19 protein-coding genes and 1 other RNA gene are annotated in these 22,064 nt (G+C 41.8%); 17 read left to right on the top strand and 3 right to left on the bottom strand.

The genetic code is table 11. From position 1 onward, the window contains the following. The first annotated feature begins 10 nt into the window (after window positions 1-10). The 12 genes from SNE25_RS16840 to SNE25_RS16785 all read left to right on the top strand — a co-directional run bounded on the left by SNE25_RS16840 (window position 11) and on the right by SNE25_RS16785 (window position 10,025). A complete protein-coding gene (locus tag SNE25_RS16840) occupies window positions 11-640 on the top strand; it encodes a 2'-5' RNA ligase family protein (RefSeq protein ID WP_321560157.1) in 630 nt (209 codons plus the stop codon). A 9-nt stretch (window positions 641-649) separates the two neighbouring features. After that, window positions 650-1,222 (top strand): 2'-5' RNA ligase family protein, encoded by a 573-nt coding sequence (locus SNE25_RS16835; protein WP_321560156.1) that lies wholly within the window; start codon window positions 650-652, stop codon window positions 1,220-1,222. A gap of 113 nt (window positions 1,223-1,335) precedes the next feature. Continuing rightward, an RNA gene (ffs, locus tag SNE25_RS16830) (signal recognition particle sRNA small type) lies at window positions 1,336-1,434 on the top strand. Window positions 1,435-1,564: 130 nt separating this feature from the next. Next, window positions 1,565-2,521 carry a YpdA family putative bacillithiol disulfide reductase gene (locus SNE25_RS16825; protein ID WP_321560155.1) on the top strand — a complete coding sequence of 319 codons (957 nt, stop codon included), beginning with the start codon at window positions 1,565-1,567 and terminating at the stop codon, window positions 2,519-2,521. A gap of 161 nt (window positions 2,522-2,682) precedes the next feature. Further along, entirely contained in the window at window positions 2,683-3,114 is a 432-nt protein-coding gene (locus SNE25_RS16820) for a hypothetical protein (RefSeq protein WP_321560154.1), read from the top strand. Window positions 3,115-3,845: 731 nt separating this feature from the next. Beyond that, complete coding sequence (locus tag SNE25_RS16815) at window positions 3,846-4,487, top strand: GNAT family N-acetyltransferase (RefSeq protein WP_321560153.1); 642 nt, start codon at window positions 3,846-3,848, stop codon at window positions 4,485-4,487. A gap of 101 nt (window positions 4,488-4,588) precedes the next feature. Continuing rightward, window positions 4,589-5,809: an argininosuccinate synthase gene (argG, locus tag SNE25_RS16810; RefSeq protein WP_321560152.1), complete on the top strand. Its 1,221-nt coding sequence runs from the start codon at window positions 4,589-4,591 to the stop codon at window positions 5,807-5,809. An 11-nt stretch (window positions 5,810-5,820) separates the two neighbouring features. Beyond that, entirely contained in the window at window positions 5,821-6,219 is a 399-nt protein-coding gene (locus SNE25_RS16805; RefSeq protein WP_321560151.1) for a cupin domain-containing protein, read from the top strand. Then, window positions 6,197-7,195 (top strand): N-acetyl-gamma-glutamyl-phosphate reductase, encoded by a 999-nt coding sequence (gene argC / locus SNE25_RS16800; RefSeq protein WP_321560150.1) that lies wholly within the window; start codon window positions 6,197-6,199, stop codon window positions 7,193-7,195. Before SNE25_RS16805 ends, argC begins: the two co-directional genes overlap by 23 nt. Before the next feature lie 62 nt (window positions 7,196-7,257). Next, window positions 7,258-8,391 carry an aspartate aminotransferase family protein gene (locus SNE25_RS16795; RefSeq protein WP_321560149.1) on the top strand — a complete coding sequence of 378 codons (1,134 nt, stop codon included), beginning with the start codon at window positions 7,258-7,260 and terminating at the stop codon, window positions 8,389-8,391. Between the two features lie 23 nt (window positions 8,392-8,414). Next, window positions 8,415-9,362, top strand: coding sequence for an N-acetylornithine carbamoyltransferase (locus SNE25_RS16790; RefSeq protein WP_321560148.1), 948 nt, complete (start codon window positions 8,415-8,417; stop codon window positions 9,360-9,362). A gap of 54 nt (window positions 9,363-9,416) precedes the next feature. Further along, window positions 9,417-10,025: an FMN-binding negative transcriptional regulator gene (locus SNE25_RS16785; RefSeq protein WP_321560147.1), complete on the top strand. Its 609-nt coding sequence runs from the start codon at window positions 9,417-9,419 to the stop codon at window positions 10,023-10,025. Here the strand turns inward: SNE25_RS16785 and SNE25_RS16780 are convergent. Both SNE25_RS16780 and SNE25_RS16775 read right to left on the bottom strand, forming a co-directional pair. After that, on the bottom strand, window positions 10,015-11,259 hold the full coding sequence (locus SNE25_RS16780; protein ID WP_321560146.1) for a cation:proton antiporter: 1,245 nt from the start codon (window positions 11,257-11,259) through the stop codon (window positions 10,015-10,017). The two genes, SNE25_RS16785 and SNE25_RS16780, sit on opposite strands and share 11 nt — an antisense overlap. A 58-nt stretch (window positions 11,260-11,317) precedes the next feature. Continuing rightward, complete coding sequence (locus tag SNE25_RS16775) at window positions 11,318-12,616, bottom strand: NAD(P)/FAD-dependent oxidoreductase (RefSeq protein WP_321560145.1); 1,299 nt, start codon at window positions 12,614-12,616, stop codon at window positions 11,318-11,320. 203 nt (window positions 12,617-12,819) lie between these two features. Between SNE25_RS16775 and argB the strand changes: the two genes are divergently transcribed. From argB to SNE25_RS16750, 5 genes are all read left to right on the top strand, one after another. Then, entirely contained in the window at window positions 12,820-13,665 is an 846-nt protein-coding gene (argB, locus tag SNE25_RS16770) for an acetylglutamate kinase (RefSeq protein ID WP_321560144.1), read from the top strand. Next, on the top strand, window positions 13,662-14,477 hold the full coding sequence (proC, locus tag SNE25_RS16765; protein WP_321560143.1) for a pyrroline-5-carboxylate reductase: 816 nt from the start codon (window positions 13,662-13,664) through the stop codon (window positions 14,475-14,477). Before argB ends, proC begins: the two co-directional genes overlap by 4 nt. A gap of 169 nt (window positions 14,478-14,646) precedes the next feature. Continuing rightward, window positions 14,647-16,023, top strand: coding sequence for an aspartate kinase (locus SNE25_RS16760; protein WP_321560142.1), 1,377 nt, complete (start codon window positions 14,647-14,649; stop codon window positions 16,021-16,023). A gap of 142 nt (window positions 16,024-16,165) precedes the next feature. Then, entirely contained in the window at window positions 16,166-18,976 is a 2,811-nt protein-coding gene (locus SNE25_RS16755; RefSeq protein WP_321560141.1) for a S9 family peptidase, read from the top strand. A gap of 253 nt (window positions 18,977-19,229) precedes the next feature. Further along, window positions 19,230-20,453, top strand: a complete 1,224-nt coding sequence (locus tag SNE25_RS16750; RefSeq protein WP_321560140.1) for an IS4 family transposase — start codon at window positions 19,230-19,232, stop codon at window positions 20,451-20,453. A 77-nt stretch (window positions 20,454-20,530) separates the two neighbouring features. On the opposite strand, the gene SNE25_RS16745 is transcribed toward SNE25_RS16750, so the two are convergent. Then, entirely contained in the window at window positions 20,531-22,021 is a 1,491-nt protein-coding gene (locus SNE25_RS16745) for a dihydrolipoamide acetyltransferase family protein (protein ID WP_321560139.1), read from the bottom strand. Window positions 22,022-22,064: the final 43 nt, after the last annotated feature.

Here is a 22,064-nt window from a genome sequence, read left to right as displayed (position 1 = left end):
ACTTGTAGCCATGAATATGTATGAGGATTATTTGATGCTGTTTTCGCCGCCCGAAGCGATTAAACATGAAATTGCGCGCTATAAAAAAGCTTCGGCTAAATTAATTGGCAATTACAAAAGCATGAATTCGCCAGCGCACATCTCCGTGCATCACCTGGAGCGTCAGAAACCATTCATGGCCCAAACAAACCTACTGAAACTCGAGAACAGTTTAAATACCTTGCCGCCGGTGTTGTTGCACCTTGATGGTTTTAATTATTTCCAGCACCTGCATGGCCGGGTGACCATTTACGCCCACATCAGGATTACCCCGGCCGTTGATGAATGGTTTCAGCAGTTAAAAAAGAAACTAAGCGTTAGGAAAACCATTGTACCGCATATTACGGTTACCCGCGACATTGCCGAAAGCGACTTTAACCTGCTATGGCCAAATTTCAGACATAAAAAACTGGTTGAACCCTTTTGGATAAGGGAATTGCACCTGTTGAAACGCGCAACATTTGCTGCCGCTCCGCAATGGGAACATTATAAAACTTTTGAATTTAAAAGCAGAACAAGCATTTCCAATACTGCCGATGCCATCATTAGCAGGCAAGCCGAAGCTGATAGCCAGTTTAGGGATCAAATCAATCTTTTTTAACAAAACGTCATGGATCACAAAGATTATCTTACCATTATTTCGGCGCCTGAGCACGTAGATAAAAAGATCAGGTTATTCAAACGTTCATGCGGTAAACACATCGGGAAGTTTCCGGGAATGTATGCCAGGGCGCATATCTCTTTTGATATGATCAGGGATGAAATTGATGAACTTACCCAAAAACCGGTAGCACTTAAGCCTTTTTATGAACTGATGGATTTTAAGATCAGGACAATACCTGCTCGTGAATTAAAGATCAGCGGCTTCAAGTTTTTTGTTCACGGGCCAAATTTCAGGACCATTTACGCGGCCCTGGAGTTAGATGAAGAAACAAAACAATGGTTTGACAGTGTTAAGCAGGCATTAAGGATAAACAGAAAACTTAATCCGCATATTACCATTACCCGCAAAATACCCACAGCCTGTTTCGACACCTTATGGCCGTATTTTCAACAAAACGACTATAAAGACACCTTTGAAGCCGACGGTTTAACCATATTAGAAAAACAAAGCGGTAACCTTTTTGACCATTATAAAGTGTATAAAAAGCTGCCGTTCGGGAAAAAACAGGCAGCTTTATAACGCTGGTCAGACTAAATTTGGAGGGCAAAAAAAGATAAAATACTAAATGATAGCCTATTATCTTTTTTAACAATTTATTAACCATAAACAAACCTTTTCCTATATTTGCGCCGGGGTAAGTCTTTTACGGCCAGCTCCTCTTGAACTCCCCCAGGGTGGGAACACAGCAAGGGTAGAGAGTTGAGCGGCGCGATAAAAGTAGCTTACCCTTTTTTATGCCCTGATTTTTCCGGGGAGGAAAATATCGAACACCCAATATCCAATAATAAAGTACTTCGACATTCGCCAGTCAAAATTCATTATTCGATATTACTTCCCCCCTAAACTGACTATCTTCGCAACATGCTCGATATACTCATTATAGGCGGCGGCCCAATTGGCTTGGCTTGCGGCTTAGCTGCCCAAAAAGCCGGCTTAAGTTTTGTAATTGTTGAAAAAGGCTGCCTGGTTAATTCGTTGTACAACTATCCTTCAACCATGACATTCTTCTCCACTTCCGAAAAGCTGGAGATTGGCGGGGTACCTTTTGTAACCGTACATAACAAACCTACCCGTGCCGACGCGCTGGAGTATTATCGCAGGGTTGCCTTATCCAATCATTTGCCCATAAACCTGTTTGAGGAAGTTAACAACGTTAAGGCAGAAAATGGCGGCTATACTATTAGCACAACTAAAACAACCTACCACGCCAAAAAAGTTATCCTGTCTACCGGGTTTTATGATATAGCGGTCAATTTGGATATTCCGGGCGAAGACCTGCCCAAAGTAAAACACTATTACCAGGACCCTCATTATTACACCCTGCAAAAGGTAGTGGTAGTTGGCTCCAGTAATTCCGCTATAGATGTAGCCCTGGAAACCTACCGCAAAGGCGCTGAAGTTACTTTGGTAGTGCGCGGCAGCGAAATAAGTACCCGCGTAAAATATTGGGTGCGCCCCGACATCCTGAACCGGATTAAAGAAGGCAGCATCAAGGCATACTTTAACTCCAACCTCGAAGCCATCCGCGAGCATGAGGTTGATATTAAAACCCCGGAAGGACTGATTACTATTCCAAATGATTATGTAATGGCCATGACCGGCTATAAACCCAATTTCGATTTCCTGAAAAAACTGGGGATTATACTGTCTGAAGATAAATTCATACCCCAATACAACCACGAAACCATGGAGACCAACCTGCCCGGCTTGTACCTTGCCGGTGTGGTTTGCGGTGGTTTGGATACCCATTTATGGTTCATTGAAAACTCCCGTATCCATGCCGATATGATTATCAATGACATCATAGCTAAAGGGTAAATCAGTCTAATCCGTTTTACAAAAGGTTTAGATAAGATGATTTAATAACTCATTAACAAATAGATATGCTTTTTATTATATTAAAATAGTACTATGTATTGCATAATACTATATAAAACACCTATCTTTATTTAAGTTATTAACCAAAAAAAGCAAATCCCATGAAATCAACCATTATTACATTGCTGCTGCTCATTGCCGGCTGCACCGTAACCTTCGCACAATGCGACAAAAAACTAAACCTTGTAACTTCAAAAACCGAGCACCTGGACGGGAGCGGCAACCTGGAGCGAACTGCAGATGAGCAAACCATTATTGAAATAAATGACAAAAATATCTCCGTTAATATCGAGAACGGAAAACAAACGCTGACGGGCACCATCAAATCAAACAACTGCAACTGGCAAACACCATTTAAAGAAGGAAAATCGGTAATTAATACTACACTAAAAGATGAGGACGGAAACGGCGAAAAAGATTACGTATTAACCATTGAAGGCAAAGACGGAAAAGTTACCCTTGTTGCCGAAAGTCCACAATCGCCGGATAGAAAGCTGAGATTTGTATTGGATAAGTTTGAAGAAAAGAAGTAAGCCTAACGAATGCCGAAGCGTCTCCCCAAAAGACAAACTTTGAAAAGGTAAAAAATTTAAGTACATTTATATATTAAACGGCCCGGTTCTCTGGATAAAGAGAAACCGGGCTGTTTAGTTAAAGATAAAACAGGCTTAAAAATGAGCTTATTTTTATCAGGAAACTACATGTCAATAAGTTAAAACTTTTTAAAGTTTTCAAAACTCGCTGAGCGTTTCAAAAAAAGTGTTAAAATCAAAATTACCGATCAATTTTCTGGCAGTTTTGAAGCGTTTTTTCTTCGTTTTAGGGGCGAAAATTGTTAAAATTTGACCTTTAAAAAGTTCAGTGTTATATTATCTGACCGTCAATAATTTACAAGCAGTATAAAAACCGAAAAAGAACTAAATATAATCTTAGGGTTATTAAATCAAATTTTTCTTGCATAAATAAAAATTAATGCGATACTTTGCACAAAAATTTAAAAACACAGTAATACCTCTAAAAAATGAATCTACAAAGCTTAAATAAGCCCGCAATAAGAGCAACATTTGCTCCGGCTGCCGCTGCTTTGGTTTCAACTGTTTTTTTAAGCTGCCCTTCCCGACGAAGGCCCTATATGCCAAGGGTTTGAATTAATTTCCCGTACTGAACCCTCAAAAAGAAAGAAAGTTTTTAAACTTCCTTTTAAAAAAACCATCTAATTATTAAGGCTGTTAAGCCAATTAATTTAACGGTAATATCTATTTTAATGACCATACAAGATTTTGATATTCAGGTTGCTACTGCCCAGCATGTAGATTATGCCCCCCAGATATGTATTGAAATGGCCGAATCGGCTAAAGCACGGGGTACGGGTATCGCACAACGTTCGCCAGAGTACGTTGCCAACAAAATGCTGGAAGGCAAAGCGGTTATCGCCCTGCATAAGGACGGTACCTGGGCCGGTTTCTGCTACATTGAAACATGGAGCCACGGCGATTTTGTGGCTAATTCTGGGCTTATTGTTAACCCGCAGTTTCGTAAGGCAGGTTTGGCCAAAGCCATTAAACACCGTATTTTCCAGCTTTCACGCACCAAATACCCTAATGCCAAGATCTTCGGTTTAACAACCGGATTGGCTGTTATGAAGATCAATTCCGAACTGGGATATGAGCCTGTAACTTATTCTGAACTCACTCAGGACGAGAACTTTTGGGCCGGCTGTAAAAGTTGTGTTAATTATGACATTTTAACCAGCAAGGAGCGTAAAAACTGCATGTGCACCGCCATGTTGTTTGATCCGGCAGAGAAACAAAAACAGGACGAAGAAAAAATGAAAAGAATAACGCACAAGGCTACCCTGCTTGAGCGTATTGAAAATGCCATTAAAAAGAGAATAGGTCAGGATTAAAGGTAGGTTAAAGGTTACTCAGGGAGAGTTAATTAAGACAATAATTGAAACATAATAAAGCTTTAAGCCTTTTGCTTTTAGTTTTAACCTCATAAAGAAACATGAAGAAAAAAGTAGTATTAGCTTACAGCGGCGGATTAGATACCTCATTTTGCTGTATTTATTTAACACAGGATCTTGGTTACGAAGTACATTCTGTTATTGTTAACACGGGTGGCTTTAGTGACGAAGAATTAAAAGGAGTTGAAGAACGCGCTTATAAAATGGGCGTTACCTCGCATCATGTGGTTGATGAAACTAAAAACTTTTATAACACTTGTGTTCGCTTTTTAATTTATGGCAATGTTTTAAAAAACAACACCTATCCGCTTTCGGTAAGTGCCGAACGTGTGAGCCAGGCCACTGCTATTGCTAACTATGCTAAGGAAATAGGCGCCGAATTTGTAGCGCATGGCAGCACCGGGGCCGGTAATGACCAGGTGAGGTTTGACATGATATTTAACATTCTTGTTCCTGAGGTACAGATCATTACTCCTATCCGAGACCTTAAACTGAGTCGTGAAGAGGAGATAGAATACCTGAAAAAACATGGTGTTGATATGAACTTTGAAAAAGCAAAGTACTCTATCAACAAAGGCATCTGGGGAACATCAGTTGGTGGCAAGGAAACCCTTACTTCTAATTTAGGTTTGCCCGAAGAAGCATGGCCAACCCAGGTTACCGAATCAGAAGCAAAAAATCTGGAACTTGTTTTTGAAAAAGGCGAACTGGTTGGTATAGATAAACAAAGATATGACCACCCAACCAAAGCAATACAGGCTTTACAGGCTATAGCACAGCCTTATGGTATTGGCAGGGATATTCATGTGGGCGATACCATTATTGGCATTAAAGGCCGTGTAGGTTTCGAGGCCGCTGCCCCAATGGTGATCATCAAGGCTCATCATACTTTAGAAAAACATGTATTAACCAAATGGCAGCTGTCATGGAAAGATCAGCTATCTGCATTTTACGGTAACTGGCTTCACGAAGGTCAGTTCCATGATCCGATCATGCGCAATATGGAGGCATTTTTAACTGATACCCAGCAAAATGTAAGCGGCAAAGTTTTTGTTGAATTGCACCCTTACCGTTTCCAGATAGTTGGTATTGAGTCTGATCACGACCTGATGTCGAACAAGTTTGGCAGCTACGGCGAAATGAATAATGCCTGGTCTGGGGAGGATGTAAAAGGCTTCTCCAAAATATTTGGCAACCAGGTAATGATCTATCACAAGGTAAATGCCCCCCAGCCCCCTGAAGGGGGAGCAAATAATGCTTAATTAAAGGGTAAATGGACAACACACAAAATAAAGCAGCCAATCCAACTCCCCCTTTAGGGGGTCGGGGGGCTTTCTCCAAGGGGGAGTGCCTAAAGCACTATAATTGGGGCGATGATTGCCACGGATGGACTTTTATTGATACCGAAGTTCTGTCTGTTAAGCAGGAATTGATGCCGCCAGACACTGCCGAACAGCTGCATTATCACGAAAAAGCTACACAGGTATTTTTCATTTTAAAAGGACGGGCAACCTTCTCCATTGATGGCGACATTACGGAGTTAAAACCAGAGCAGGGTATTGAAATACTGCCCGGTCAACAACACTTTATCAGTAATAACGACCGGACGGACCTGGAATTTATTTTATATTCTTATCCATCAACAAACAATGACAGAATCAACATCAAATAAAGTTCGTGCCGGCATTATTGGCGGTGCAGGATATACAGGCGGCGAAATGCTGCGTATTCTGATCAACCATCCTAATGTAGAAATTGCTTTTGTTCACAGCAATAGTAATACAGGTAATCATGTTTACGAAGTACATACCGATCTTTTTGGTGATACCAACCTGCGTTTTACCGGTGAATTATCTTTTGCTATTGATGTACTGTTCTTGTGCGTTGGCCATGGTGATGCAAAGAAATTCCTGGAGGCAAATCCTATTCCTGATCATATCAAGATCATTGACCTGAGCCAGGATTTTCGTTTAAGCCAAAACTCAACGTTTAAAACTAAAACATTTGTTTATGGCCTGCCTGAGTTAAACCGTGAAGCCATAAAAGGAGCCTCTAATGTTGCTAATCCGGGTTGTTTTGCCACCTGTTTGCAATTAAGCTTATTGCCGCTTGCGTCAAAAGGCTTACTGAATAACGAAGTACATGTTGCGGCTACAACCGGATCAACCGGTGCCGGACAAAGTTTATCACCTACTTCTCACTTTACGTGGAGAAACGATAACCTATCTGTTTATAAGGCATTTAATCACCAACACTTAAACGAAATCGGGCAATCATTAAAACAGTTACAAAACGGTTTTAATCAGCCAATAAATTTCATCCCTTACCGCGGCGATTTTACCCGGGGCATCATAGCTTCGGTATATACTGATAGTACGCTGAGCGCAGAAGCAGCACTGAAACTTTACCAGGAGTATTACGCCGGCGATCCGTTTACACATGTAACCGATCGTAATATCGACCTGAAACAAATTGTGAATACCAATAAATGCTTTCTACAGGTTACAAAACACGAAGGCAAATTATTAATCATAAGCATATTAGATAATCTACTTAAAGGAGCCTCAGGCCAGGCAGTTCAGAACATGAACCTGCTATTTGGCCTGGATGAACGAGCCGGGCTGCGCTTAAAGGCAGCAGCGTTTTAATCATCACACCCTTTAGAAGGGAATATTAATTAAGTATTTTATCTCTTAAGTTTAATCTAAAAATGAAATTATTCGACGTATACCCAGTCAATCCAATAAATATAGTTAGAGGCCAGGGCAGCCTGGTTTATGACAATCACGACAACGAGTACCTTGATATGTATGGTGGTCATGCCGTAATTTCCATTGGCCATACCCATCCGCATTATGTAAAACGGATAGAAGATCAGTTGCATCAACTGGGTTTTTACTCCAATTCAATCGAGATACCTATTCAAAAAGAGCTGGCTGCCAAATTAGGTAAAGTATCTGGCAAAGATGACTACCAGTTGTTTATGTGCAACTCTGGTGCCGAAGCTAATGAGAATGCTTTAAAGCTGGCCTCATTTTATAACGGCAAAAAAAAGGTAATTGCTTTCCGCAAAGCATTTCACGGACGTACTTCACTGGCTGTTGCCGCTACAGATAACCCTAAAATTGTTGCCCCGGTTAATGAAACCGATAACATTATATTTTTGCCATGGAATGATGAAGCAGCGCTGGAGCAAACCTTTAAAGACCATAGCGGTGCCATTTCATCAGTAATTATTGAAGGCATACAAGGTGTTGGCGGCATCCAGGTTGCCGCAGAAAGCTTCCTGCAAAAAATCCGTTCGCTTTGCGATGAGCATAATGCAGTATTCATCGCCGATTCGGTACAGTGCGGTTACGGGCGTACCGGTAAATTTTTCTCGCAGGATTTTGCCGGAGTTAATGCCGACATTTACAGTATGGCCAAAGGTATGGGTAATGGTTTCCCGGTTGGCGGCATTATTATTTCGCCAAAAATACAACCTGCTTATGGTATGCTGGGGACTACATTTGGCGGCAACCACTTGGCTTGTGCCGCCGGTTTAGCCGTGCTGGAAGTAATGGAACAGGATAACCTGATGCAGAATGCAGCCACTATTGGCGAGTATCTGATAAAAGAATTAAACAAACTGGAGCAGGTTAAAGAAGTGCGCGGACGGGGCTTGATGATTGGTATTGAACTGCCAGAAGAGTTGGCAAACGTGCGGAAAGAGCTTCTGTTTACGCACCGCATTTTTACCGGCGAAGCCAAACCAAATGTAGTGAGGCTTTTACCTGCACTTAATTTAACCAAAGCACACGCCGACAGGTTCCTGGAGGCTTTTGTAAATGTTTTAAACCAATAATTCGCTATTAAATATCCGGGCCAATGAAACTATTTTCTTCTGTAAATGATGTTGCCGATATCAATGCTCTTGTAAAACAAGCATTGGAGCTTAAACAAAACCCTTACGCGCACCAGGAACTGGGCAAAAATAAAACACTTGCCTTAGTATTTTTAAATCCAAGCCTGCGCACCCGCATGAGTACGCAAAAGGCTGCGCTTAACCTGGGTATGAATGTGATGGTGCTCAATATTGATAAAGAAGGATGGGCTTTGGAGCTTCGTGATGACGTAATTATGGATGGAAGCACTGTAGAACACATCCGCGAGGCAGCAGGCGTTATGGGTCAGTATGCCGATATTATTGGCGTACGTTCATTCCCCGGCTTGCGCAACCGCGAAGAAGATTATAGCGAAATGATTTTTAACAAGTTTGTTGAGTTTTGCAAAGTACCGGTGGTTAGTTTGGAATCGGCTACACGTCACCCTTTGCAGAGTTTGGCAGATTTGATTACTATTGAAGAGTTAAAAACCAAAGCGCGCCCAAAGGTTGTACTAACCTGGGCGCCTCATATAAAGCCCTTGCCACAGGCTGTACCCAACTCTTTTGCCGAATGGATGTGTAAGGCCGATGTGGACTTCACGATAGCCCAGCCCAAAGGTTATGAGCTTTGTGCCGATTTTACAAAAGGTGCAAACATCACCCATAACCAGGACGAAGCTTTAGCCGGTGCAGATTTTATTTATGTAAAAAACTGGTCGGCTTATGAGCCTTATGGTAACATTCTCGGTAAAAATGAAGAATGGATGCTCACAAACGAAAAGCTGAAGATAACCAACGATGCCAAAGTAATGCACTGCCTGCCGGTTCGCCGTAACCTGGAGCTTTCTGATGAAATACTGGACGGGCCGAATGCGATAGTAATACATGAAGCAGGCAACCGCGTTTGGGCCGCGCAGGCGGTATTAAAACAAATGCTGGAGAGTTTGTAATCAAGCTATTGTTTTTTCTTGTTTCCTGAATCTAAAAGTCTTGGCTCTTTAACCATGTACATACCATCATTCAATAAATTCGACAATGAGCAGGAAGCCATCAGCTTTATGCAGCGCTATAGTTTTGCCACTATAGTAACGTCGGTTGATGATGTACCGGTTGCAACTCATCTCCCCTTTTTGGTAACACAGCGCGATGGCAAGATTATATTGTCATCGCATTTTGCAAAAGCAAATCCACAGGCATCCCAAATTCTGAATAAAAGTGTGCTGGTTATTTTTACCGAACCACATGCTTATATCTCGCCGGCCAATTACGAAAAGGAAACCAACGTACCCACCTGGAACTATTTAGCTGTTCACGCGTATGGTAAGGCAACTTTGCTTGATGAACAACAAAAAACTGCCGACCTATTAGCCCATACCATAAACACGTACGAGGCCGGTTACCTGCAACAATGGAATGGCTTACCCGACGACTACAAGCAAAAAATGATGAAAGGTATAGTTGCATTTGAAATAACCGTTGATGACCTGCAAGCGAAAAAGAAACTGAGCCAAAACCGCTCCGCTCAGGAAAGAGAGAATATCATTAAGACTTTAAGTAATAGCGCAGATCAATCTGAAAATGAGATAGCTAAATACATGAAGACTAATCAATAGTTTTCGATGTTTTGTTAATCATTGCATTAAGGCTTAGCCCCTGTACTATCACCGAAAATATTACGATAAAGTAACTGCCGGACAGTATCAAATGCCGGTAAGGTGTGTCAGGCAATGACAATGCCAACGCTATCGAGATGCCTCCGCGCAGGCCTGCCCAGGTCATGACATTGATATTGCTGTAATTTACCTTTAATGATCGGCGTAAAAATGTGAGCGGCAACATAATGCTCAGCCAGCGGGCTATCAATATCATCACTATAGAAATACTCCCTGTTATCCAATAATTATTTACAAAAGGCAGGTTGACAAGCTGTAAACCTATCATTACAAACAAAATGGTATTTAGCATTTCATCTACCAGTTTCCAGAATTTTTCAAGCGCTTCGTGCGATCGTTCTTTATTATCCTGATTTATAGAGTGGCTGCCGGCAAACAAACCCGCAGTTACAACAGCCAGCGGTGTAGAAAAATGAAGCATAGTTGCCAGCACCGACAAACCCATAACCAAAGCCAGTGATACTAAAACGATGGTCTGAAAATCGGTTATTGATTTCATAAGCCGATGGGCCAGGTAACCTAAAATGGCCCCCGCCACAATTCCCCCTAAAACCTCTTTGATAATTAATATCACAACCTTCGCCACTTCAATATTTTCCTCGCCTACTCTTGCTATTTCCAGTATAATAACAAATAAAATAAGCCCAATACCATCGTTAAATAATGATTCGCCCGAAATAATGGTCTCTAAATGAGCCGGAAGCTTTGAATTTTTGATGATAGCGGATACCGCTACGGGATCCGTCGGTGATACCAATGCCCCGAATAACAGGCAGTAAATGAGCGGCATGCGGATATGGAAAATCGGAGCCAGGTAAAACAGAAGCAAACCGAATATCGCTGTTGACAAAATAACCCCAAAGGTACTTAATACAAATACGGGTCGCATTTCGCGCTTAAGCCGCTTGCTGTCCAGGTTAAATGATGTTGAAAATAGCAGGAAACCCAGCATAATATTGAGCACCGCCTTTGAAAAATTAATATTTTTAGCAAGCGTGGTCAGGTACTTTGCAGAGGCGGGGTTCGACCTGTCGATAATCAGTATAATTATCGAAGAAATCGTAGCTATCAAAACTATCCCTATGGTACCGGGAAGTTTGATAAAACGTGCGTTTAAATAAGAAAAAACGGCACTTACAATAACCAGCAAAGTAATAATAGCAAATAATTCCATACTTATAACCCTACTTAGTAAGGGAATAAGCTTAACAATGTTTTACACCCCAAGGTTTTCACCTCGACTCGGGGTCGGTCATTCTTGTTTCGATGTCGAAATAGCGTACTATTAAACGGTTATCGCTGTTTTTAGTAAAATAGGATATGGCCCAGCTAAAAAATATAGTTCCCTTGTTGGTAAAGCCGGCTAAGGACATAATGTGCACTACGCCCCAGATCACCCAGGCAATAAACCCCTGAAGGTGTATCCGACCAATATCGGCTACAGCCTTGTTACGTCCAATAGTGGCAAGTGACCCTTTATCATTATATTTAAAAGGGATGGTAGGTTCACCGTTAAGTGTCCGAATAAGATTTTTAGCAAGATGTTTACCTTGTTGTATCGCCACCTGTGCCACGCCAGGATGCCCGTTGGGAGTTTCGGTTGTTATTACGGCCGCTACATCGCCAATAGCGAAAATGTTGGAGTATCCCTTTACCTTTCCAATTTCGTCTGTTTGTATACGTTGCCCTTTGGTAATGTTGGTTTCTGGTATTCCCGCTGGAACCTCCCCTTTTACCCCCGCGGCCCACAATACATTGCGGGTTAAAATAGTTGTGCCATCGTCAATCTTAAGCTCGATGCCGTCATAGCTTTGTACATGCACACCGTTAAATATGGTTACGTCCATATCCGTCAAAAACTTTTTGGCCTTGGTTGAAGCAGCCGGTGAAAATGCGGCCAGCAATTCAGGCTTACCTTCAACCAGGTAGACCTTCATGTTATGTTTTCTTAACCCATGATAGTCTTTCATGAGTATCAGCTGCCGCATTTCGGCTAATGCTCCGGAAAGTTCTACACCTGTAGGACCACCACCCACTACCACGAAGGTCATTAAAGCCGCCTTTTCTTCCGGATCTTTAGAAACCAGGGACTTTTCAAGGTTTTGCAGGATCAGGCTGCGTAAGTTTAACGCCTCGGGGATATTTTTCATTGGCATAGCAAAATGCTCAATTTCTTTATTGCCAAAAAAGTTGGTGTTTGATCCGGTAGCGATAATCAGGTAATCATAGTAAATAGTACCTATATCTGTTGTAAGTGTATTGTTTTCCGGATTTACCTGCTGTACTTCTGCCAGCGCAAATCTGAAATTGTGCTGTTTTGTAAATATCCGTCGTATCGGGAAACCTATTGAATCGGCAGCTATACTGCCCGCGGCCACCTGGTAAAGTAGCGGCTGAAAGGTATGATAGTTATGCTTATCCAATAAAAGCACATCCACAGGTGCATTTTTAAGGTTTTTAGCTACCTGAAGTCCTCCAAATCCCCCCCCGATAATTACCACACGGGGCTTACTACTTTTTTTTTGATCCATAGGAAAATTTTACAACAAGTTTAATGCCTTAGATTTTCAATAATACTAATTATTTCATAATCAAATTGTAAAGTTACAAGTATAATACTTTAATCATTTTTTAACATTTTTTAAACAAAATATCCCATAAATTCATATTTTTAACAGATTTCTGTTTGGTTTAATGGATATTTAGCATTTATCTGGTTATATTATTGTTAAGAATGAATAAAATTGATACGGTTTTGGCAAATTCCACCCAATTATTGAAGAAGAAAAGCCTGCACGTTATAAAAATTGGCGGAAATGTTATTGATAATTCCGAAAATCTGTATCATTTTCTAAAAGATTTTGAAGGGCTTGATGGTTACAAGATATTAGTACATGGCGGCGGCAAGGTAGCAACTCAAATTGCTGAAGAATTGGGTATTGAGGCTAAGCTGGTTGACGGCCGTCGTATTACAGATATTGAAACTTTAAGGGTGGTTACCATGGTATATGGTGGCCTTATTAATAAAAATATAGTTGCGCAATTGCAACGCTTCGGCAACAATGCCATAGGTTTGACGGGGGCCGACGGTAATTTTATCCGCGCCAAAAAGCGCCCGGTAAAAACCATTGACTACGGTTTTGTGGGTGATATGGACGAACAATCCATCAATCCGCAAAATATAAGCCGCTTAATGGAAGCTGGCTTTACCCCTGTTTTTTGCGCGTTAACGCATGATGGCGAGGGTCAATTACTCAACACCAATGCCGATACCATTGCTTCTGCGCTGGCTGTGTCATTGTCTTCAATTTATGAAACCACGCTCATTTATTGTTTTGAGAAAAAGGGCGTACTCCTTGATATTAATGACGAAGACTCACTGATCAGGGAAATTGATCCGGAACATTATGAAGAACTTAAAACCCGTCGTATTATACACAGTGGCATGCTGCCTAAGTTAGACAATGCCTTTACCGCCATTTCATGTGGTGTAAAGGCTGTTATCATTGGCAAGTCCGACGATCTGGGTCAATTAAAAAATAATCAACCATTTGGAACACGTTTAAGTAAAAACGCATGAATTCATCACAGCATTTAGCCATATTAGGCTCTGGCAACATCGGGCTGTCCTTAGCCAAAGGGTTAGTTAAAGCAAACATCTGCAAGCCTCAGCAAATTAGCCTTACACGCAGAAATGTAGCTGCGTTAGCGGAATACTCACAGGAAGGTTATCACACTACCGATAATAATATTAAAGCGGTAAGAAAAGCCGACATTATTGTTTTAGCTGTATTACCCCAGCAACTCAACAAACTGCTTGACGAAATAAGGCCTGCCATTAAAGCCGAAAAACAATTGCTAATATCCGTTATATCAGGCGTTAGCTGCAACGATATCCGCCAGCAGCTTGATCTTAATGTACAAGTAATTCGGGCAATGCCTAATACAGCCATCGCCATCGGCCAATCCATGACTTGCATTGCTACCGATAATGGTACTAATAAAAACATAAACCTTGTTAAATCAATGTTTGATACTGTAGGTGTAAGCATACAGATCAATGAGGAATTGATGACGTCGGCCACAGCGCTTTGTGCCTGCGGCATAGCGTTTTTCCTGCGCTCCATCCGCGCAGCATCACAAGGCGGTACTGAAATAGGTTTCCATGCACATGATGCCTTAAAAATGGCCGCGCAAACGGCTAAGGGCGCCGCCGACCTACTGCTGCAACTGTCATCGCACCCCGAACAGGAAATTGATAAGGTTACCTCGCCAAGCGGTTGTACCATTGCTGGTTTAAATGAAATGGAACACCACGGTTTTAGCTCGGCCATGATAAAAGGTATCAGGCTTTCGGCCGAAAAAGCGGGTGACCTTTATAAAAAGGAATAAATATGCTTATTTTGATAGCCTGCATATCATATTGATATACAGGCTATCAAATAGAAATTACAACAATAACCTAATTACCAAATATTTAAAAAGCCATTTTAATTAAAAGACCATTATTTAACAGATGGCACAACTTTGGCACATACGCTTTTAAGCGTCTATTTAAAAAATGTTAACAGTCGAAAAAATCGGTGGTACATCCATGACCGCCTTAAACGATGTTATAAAAAACATCATTCAATTTGAACGTACAGGGCAACAACTGTATAATCGTATTTTTGTGGTATCTGCCTTTTCGGGAGTAACAAATCTTTTGCTCGAGAACAAAAAAACCGGTGCACCCGGTGTTTACCATAAGTTGGCTAACTTTAAGGATTTTCACAAACCACTTAAAGATCTTATTACAAAACTAAAGCAGATCAATAAAAGTTACGAAAGCCTGGGTCTTGATTTAGCCGAAGCCGATAAATTTATTGAGCAGCGTTTAAAAGATGCTCAAACTTATCTTGAAAATATAGCCAGTATTTTGACTTCCGGGTATGTTAATAAAGAAGACATCTTGCTGGCTGCCCGCGAAATCCTGGCATCTATTGGTGAAAGCCATTCGGCCTTTAACTTTACCAATATCCTCCAAAATATGGGTATCAATGCCACCTTTGTTGATCTGAGCGGCTTTCATGATCATCGTTCGTTTACAATTGACCAGCGTATAAAAAAAGACCTGCAGCATATTGATTTTGAAAACACCATTACCATTGTAACAGGTTATACTAAAGGTACCGAGGGTATTATGCGTGAGTTTGACCGCGGATATTCTGAGGTTACCTTTAGTAAGATAGCTGTGGCTGTAAAACCGCAGGAAGCAATCATCCATAAAGAATATCATTTATGCACTGCCGACCCTGAGCTGGTGGGGGTAGATAATTGTTTCCCGGTTGGTAATACCAATTATGATGTGGCCGATCAGTTGGCCGATGTTGGTATGGAGGCTATCCATCCAAAAGCGTCAAAACCATTGGAAATTAATGACATTGACCTGCGTATCAAAAATACATTCCAGCCCGAACACCCGGGCACACTGATCACGCGCGAATACATCTGCGATAAAAAACGGGTTGAAGTGATTACCGGTACCGAAAGGGTGCTAATGATTGATATTTATGACCCCTCTATGGTTGGCAATGTGGGTACCGATTTCCATATCATGCAATTGTTTTACAAATTTGGCGTGAGCTATACATTTAAGGCCACCAGCGCCAACAGTATTTCTATTGTGATATGGGACAAGGATTTCAATAAAAAACTGATACAGGAGCTCGAAAACGATTTTGAAAAGGTAACTGTAGAAAAAATGGCCATGGTTTGCCTCATCGGTTCCAATATGGATCAGCCCGGCTTGCTTGCCCGCTCGGCAACCGCTCTGGCAAAAAAAGGCATCAACATAAAAAGCTGTGGCTTTGCCTTACGTAAAGTGAACATTCAGTTCCTGGTAGCGCGCGAGGATTTTAAAGAAGCCATTAAAGCTCTAAATAAAGAGATGATATAATTTTGAATTTAAAGGCGAAGGGAAACTATCTGAATCTTCGCCTTTAATTTTTTTCTCACTCCCCTTCTCTCCTTATATTTTCTCATCAGGCAATTTTTATAAGCGCGCTCTTTTTAGCATATTTAATTTTTAATTAATAGGTATGCTTAAATTCCTGCTATTGTTGTTTTCATTGGCTATCTGCGTAAATGCATTCGCACAAAAAGCAAGTAAAAAGCCCTTAGATCAAACCGTTTTTGACGGCTGGCAAAGCATCAGCAACCAGCGTATAAGTGACGATGGCAAATGGATATTATATACCGTAAAACCCCAGCAAGGTGATGCCGAACTATTTATCACCAACAGCCATAACGCCAATAAGTTAAGAATTGAACGCGCCGATACCGCCAGTTTTACCAGTGACTCGCGGTTTGCGGTACTCCTGATCAGACCTTTTTATAAAGCAATCCGCGAAGCGAAGATCAAAAAGAAAAAGCAGGCCGATTTTCCTAAAGATACCCTGGTCATTGTTGCACTTGGTTCAAAATCTGTAACTAAGATACCCGCTATCCGTTCGTTCAAACTGGCTTCGTGCGCAAGCGTTGTGGCATACCTTGCAGCAGCTGATACAGTAAAGAAAAGTGCGGCTAATGATACCTCAAAAAAGGCAGTTAGCGCTATTATTGCCCCGCCAACACATGAAGGTTCCGACCTGACTGTGAGTAAACTATCAGGCAAAACCTCCCGCACATTTAAATATGTTACCGATTACCAGTTAAGTAAAAATGGAAAACTATTGGCTTTTGCGGTTACCGCGCCGGAAAAGCAAAAGGATATAAAGTCTGGCATGTATGTTTATGATATTGATAAAAATACGGTGAAACCGATAGGCACGGGAAGGGGCAATTACCGCAATATCACCATTGATGATAACGACAAACAAGTAGCTTTTACTGCCGAGAAAAATCCGGAAAAAGCGCTGGTTAAACCTTTTAAATTATATTATTACAATACCCCTTATGACAGCGCCGAAGTTATTGCCGCCACCGGGTTAAGAGGCATGCCTCAACAATGGGCCGTAAGCGGTGACGGAAAAGTTTATTTTAGTAAAAGCGGCAATAATTTATTTTTCGGCACCGCCCCTATTCCCAAACCAGCCGATACCACTATTGTTGATTTTGAGGTCGCCAAACTCGATATATGGAATTATAAAGACGATTACCTGCAGCCACAACAGCTTAAAAATTTGCAAACCGAATTAAAGCGCAGTTATCTTGCCGTCATAAAACTCAACGAAACCGTACCCGCGCCATTGCAGCTTGGCAGCAAGGCTATACAGGACATACAGGTAGCATGTAATAAAGATGCCCGCTATGTATTAGGTGTTACCGATACAGGGGCCCGTGTACAGGCCCAATGGGAAGGTGGCACCAAACAGCAGGCATATTTAATAGATACCAAAAGTGGCAATAAACGGCTTATTAACGCGAGTACGAGAGCCCGGTATCACATCTCTCCCGGCGGCAAATATGTCATCTGGTTCGATCAGGAAAAACAAAACTGGTTTTGCTATACCATTGCTACCGGTAAAAAAACAAACTTAACAGGCGCTGTTGGTACCAAAATGGGTGATGAATTAAATGATGTACCCGACTATGCGCCAAATTATGGACTGGCCGGCTGGGTTCAGGGTGATAAATCGGTGTTGATATATGACCGTTATGATATATGGAGTATTGATCCTGCGACTGGTATCGCCACCAATTTCACCAACGGCATGGGCCGTAAAAACAAGCTAATTATCCGTTATGATGCTGCCGATCCGGAACAAAAATTCATTCCGGCCAAAAAAGTGATGTGGCTGCAGGCTCAAAATGAGGTAAATAAACAGTGGGGATATTTCACCAAATATCCGGAAAGCAGGGCCATTCCCGAAAAAGTTTCCATGCTTTCCATGAGTTATAACAATCTGTTAAAGGCAAAAAATGCTGATATGTATATTTATACCAGGGAGAGTTATGAATTACCCCCAGATCTGTATCTATCGGCTAACCTGAAAAAGGAGATCAAATTAAGCAGTATCAACCCACAGCAACAGACATACAATTGGGGCACGGCGTCGCTGGTTCATTGGACTACGCCGAAAGGGTTTAAGGCAGACGGTATTTTATACAAACCTGAAGATTTTGACCCCACCAAAAAATATCCGATGATCGTATATTTTTATGAAAAACTCTCGGAAGGTCTTTACAATTATATTGCGCCTGCTCCTACTCCTTCGCGACTGCCTATTTCATTTTTTGTAAGCAACGGGTACCTGGTTTTCGCGCCAGATATCAGTTACCAGAATGGGCATCCCGGGGCATCCGCTGTAGAATTTATCAATTCGGGTGTAGAATCATTAAAGAAGAATCCCTGGATTGATACTGCCCACATTGGCATCCAGGGACAAAGCTGGGGTGGTTACCAGGTGGCGTATCTTATTACCCAAACCAATATGTATGCTGCGGCCTGGGCAGGTGCGCCTGTAGTTAATATGACATCTGCCTATGGTGGTATCAGGTGGGAATCGGGTGTGAACAGGCAGTTTCAGTATGAAAAAACACAAAGCCGTATAGGCGCTACCTTGTGGGAGAAACCACAGCTGTATATTGAAAACTCTCCCTTATTCCAGTTGCCTAAAGTACAAACACCGGTTATGATCATGAGCAACGATGCTGATGGTGCCGTTCCCTGGTACCAGGGTATTGAAATGTTTACAGCATTACGCCGTTTAGGTAAACCTGTTTGGCTGCTGCAATATAATGGCGAAGCCCATAATTTGGTATTACGCCAAAACCGTAAAGATATCACGATACGTGAACAGCAGTTTTTTGATCATTTTTTGAAAGGAGCACCCATGCCGGTTTGGATGGCGAAAGGTGTACCGGCAGTTGATAAAGGGAAAGACTGGGGTTTTGAATTGGTGAAATGATTGCGTCCACCTCTTTGTCATCCTGAGTGTAGCGAAGGATCTATCAGCGGATTAGATTCTTCGCTACACTCAGACTCAGAATGACAAATAAGCAAAAAAGCCGGGTAAACCCCACGAATGGTCGGAAGATTTTATCTTCCGACTTTTTTTGTTTTTCAGGCTTAAAGTTTTGTATTTAAGCATTTGATTATCAATTATTTACTTGTTTTTCTCATTGATTTTGAGTATATTAAATGCTGTAAATCAATCAGATATGACGATATTTAAAGATCATAACATTACTGTAAAACAGCTTTTAGGTTTCATTCCGGAGGCGCTGATAGCAAATTTGTCGCTCACAACCAAGATCGATCATTACGCAAAGGTTTTGCATGGCAATAAGCTGTTTTATTTGCTGCTCTATGGTATTTTAGACAACGACAGGCTTAGCCAGAGAAGCCTTGAGGACACGTTCAATGCTTCGGTATTTAAAGTGCTTTTTAACCTTGATGAAGATGAAAAGGTCTGCAGGAGTTCCATTTCGGAAAGGTTGTCTAAGGTTGACCCGGACTATTTCAGACAGATCTATGAATACATCTACGAGCGTTTTTCCTGCTCCTATACGTTAACGGAAAGAAAGCAGTATAATCTCATCCGTGTAGACAGCACTATAGTCAGTGAAACCGCCGGCAAGCTAACCGCAGGCATTGTCAATGCCGGCAGTAGCAAGAAAGCAATCAAATATAGTCTTGCTTTTGATGGCTTGCTGCCAGGCCTTGCGCAGGTCTTTACCAGCCCAAAGTATGGCAACGAAGATAATGCACTGCCCGAGGTTGTCATGGCGCACGTAAAGAAAGAACCCGGGCATCAAAATATCTATGTACTGGACAGGGGGCTTCAATCTACCCGGACAATGAAAACTTTCAGTGAAAGTGAGCTAAACTTCATCTGTCGTTCAAAGGAGAACAGAAAGTTCGAATTGGTAGAATCGCTGATCACTGAAGGGCAGAACATGGATATGGGGGGAGCCATTTTGCTTAGAGATAGCATTGTCCGGCTCTATACAGGTATGCCTATAGCCAACAAGCGGGGGAATAAACATTACAGAGAGGTACTGGTGGATCGTCCTTTTCGCCTGGTTGTCGTAAAAAGTAAATCCGATGATGGTAAAGAGTACTGGCTGTTAACCAATGAGTTCGACTTATCAGCCAAAGACATCGCCCAAGCCTACCGCAGGCGTTGGGACATCGAGGTTTTTTTTCGGTTCCTCAAACAAGAACTCAACGTGAGCCACCTGGTTTCGCTAAATAAAAACGGTCTACAGGTTATGTTATATATGACATTGATAACCCGTATGCTGGTATTGATCTACAAAAAGGGGAATAAACAGGGTTATAAAACTTCTAAAAGACGATTTGCTATGGAAGTCAGAGACTTGGCCATTGCTTTAATTGTTGTACAATGTGGTGGTGATCCCGGCCTCTTTTTTAAGACATAAAAAATGGCCGGAATTTCTTCCGACCATTCGTGCTAAAAAGCCGCTTTTTTGCTTTACTATATTATATCTTATATATCTTATATATCTCTGTTAGGATCCCATTTCTCGAGGTAATCCGCTACGCGGCGCACAAATGAACCGCCCAGCGCGCCATCAACTACTCTATGGTCGTATGATAATGACAGGAACATCATATGACGGATAGCGATCATATCACCTTGCTGGGTTTCAATTACCGCGGGCTTTTTCTTGATAGCCCCTACCGCTAAAATAGCAACCTGTGGCTGGTTGATAATGGGTGTTCCCATTACGTTGCCAAATGAACCTACGTTTGTTATAGTGAAAGTACCATCTTTTACGTCATCGGGCAGGAGTTTACCTATGCGGGCCCTGTTGGCAAGGTCATTAACAGCTTTGGTAATACCCAAAAGGTTTAACTCATCCGCTTTTTTAATTACCGGTACTATAAGGTTTCCGCTTGGCAAGGCGGTTGCCATACTAATGTTAATAGAAGCTTTTTTAATGATCTGCGTACCGTTAACGGATATATTGATCATCGGAAAATCTTTGATGGCCTTTACAACAGCTTCAATAAAGATAGGCGTAAACGTAATTTTTTCACCTTCGCGCTTTTCAAAGCTGTTCTTAACCTTTTCGCGCCACATGACCAGGTTGGTCACGTCGGCTTCCACAAACGAGGTAACATGCGGAGACGTTTGCTTGCTCATTACCATGTGATCGGCAATTAAGCGGCGCATCCTGTCCATTTCTATAACCTCATCTACACCATTCACTGAAGTAGCAGCTACCGGTTTATTTTCAACAACTTTTTGCTGTGGTTCTTCAGTCTTGGCAGACGGTGCTACTGTAGTATCGTTAATCGAATACGTAGCCGGTTCATTTGTCTTTAATGGAGATCCGGTAGCTACAGGAGCTTGTACGGGCTCTTCCATTTGTTGTGCAGCGGCGGCAGGTCTTTGCCTGTTTTGCAGGTAACTTAAAAGATCATCTTTGGTTAACCTGCCGTCCGAACCGGTACCAGGTATCCTGTCTAATTCAGCAATGCCTATATTTTCCTGGTTGGCTATATTTCTTACCAATGGCGAATAAAACCGGCCTTCACTTTTGAATGTTTCGGCTGCAACGTTATTTCTTTCTAACTGATCAATACCTGGTATTGTTACCGGTTCAGATATAGCGGACACCTCGGTCTGATGAGTTTGAGCAGCAGGAATAACAGCAGCTTCTTCCCGGTGTGTTTCAACTGCTGTTTGCTTTTCTTCCGGTACAGATGGTGCAGCAGCAACGGCTGAACCAGATTCTTCTGCAGCGGTTTCGATAATTGCTATAACAGACCCAACCTGAACAACGTCATTTTCTTTATAAAGCTGTTCTACTAATTTACCGGCTACCGGAGAAGGAACATCAGAGTCAACCTTATCGGTTGCAATTTCCATTACTGCTTCATCTGCGTCTACATGATCTCCTGGGTTTTTTGTCCATTTAATGATAGTTGCTTCTGCAACACTTTCACCCATTTTTGGCAATAATAGTTGGTATTTGGCCATGCGAAAATTATAGTTCTTTCCCAAAATTAAGGATTTCGATCTG

The organism is Mucilaginibacter sabulilitoris (assembly GCF_034262375.1).
GTDB lineage: Bacteria > Bacteroidota > Bacteroidia > Sphingobacteriales > Sphingobacteriaceae > Mucilaginibacter > Mucilaginibacter sabulilitoris.
This window is presented reverse-complemented; position numbering and strand designations above follow the sequence as displayed.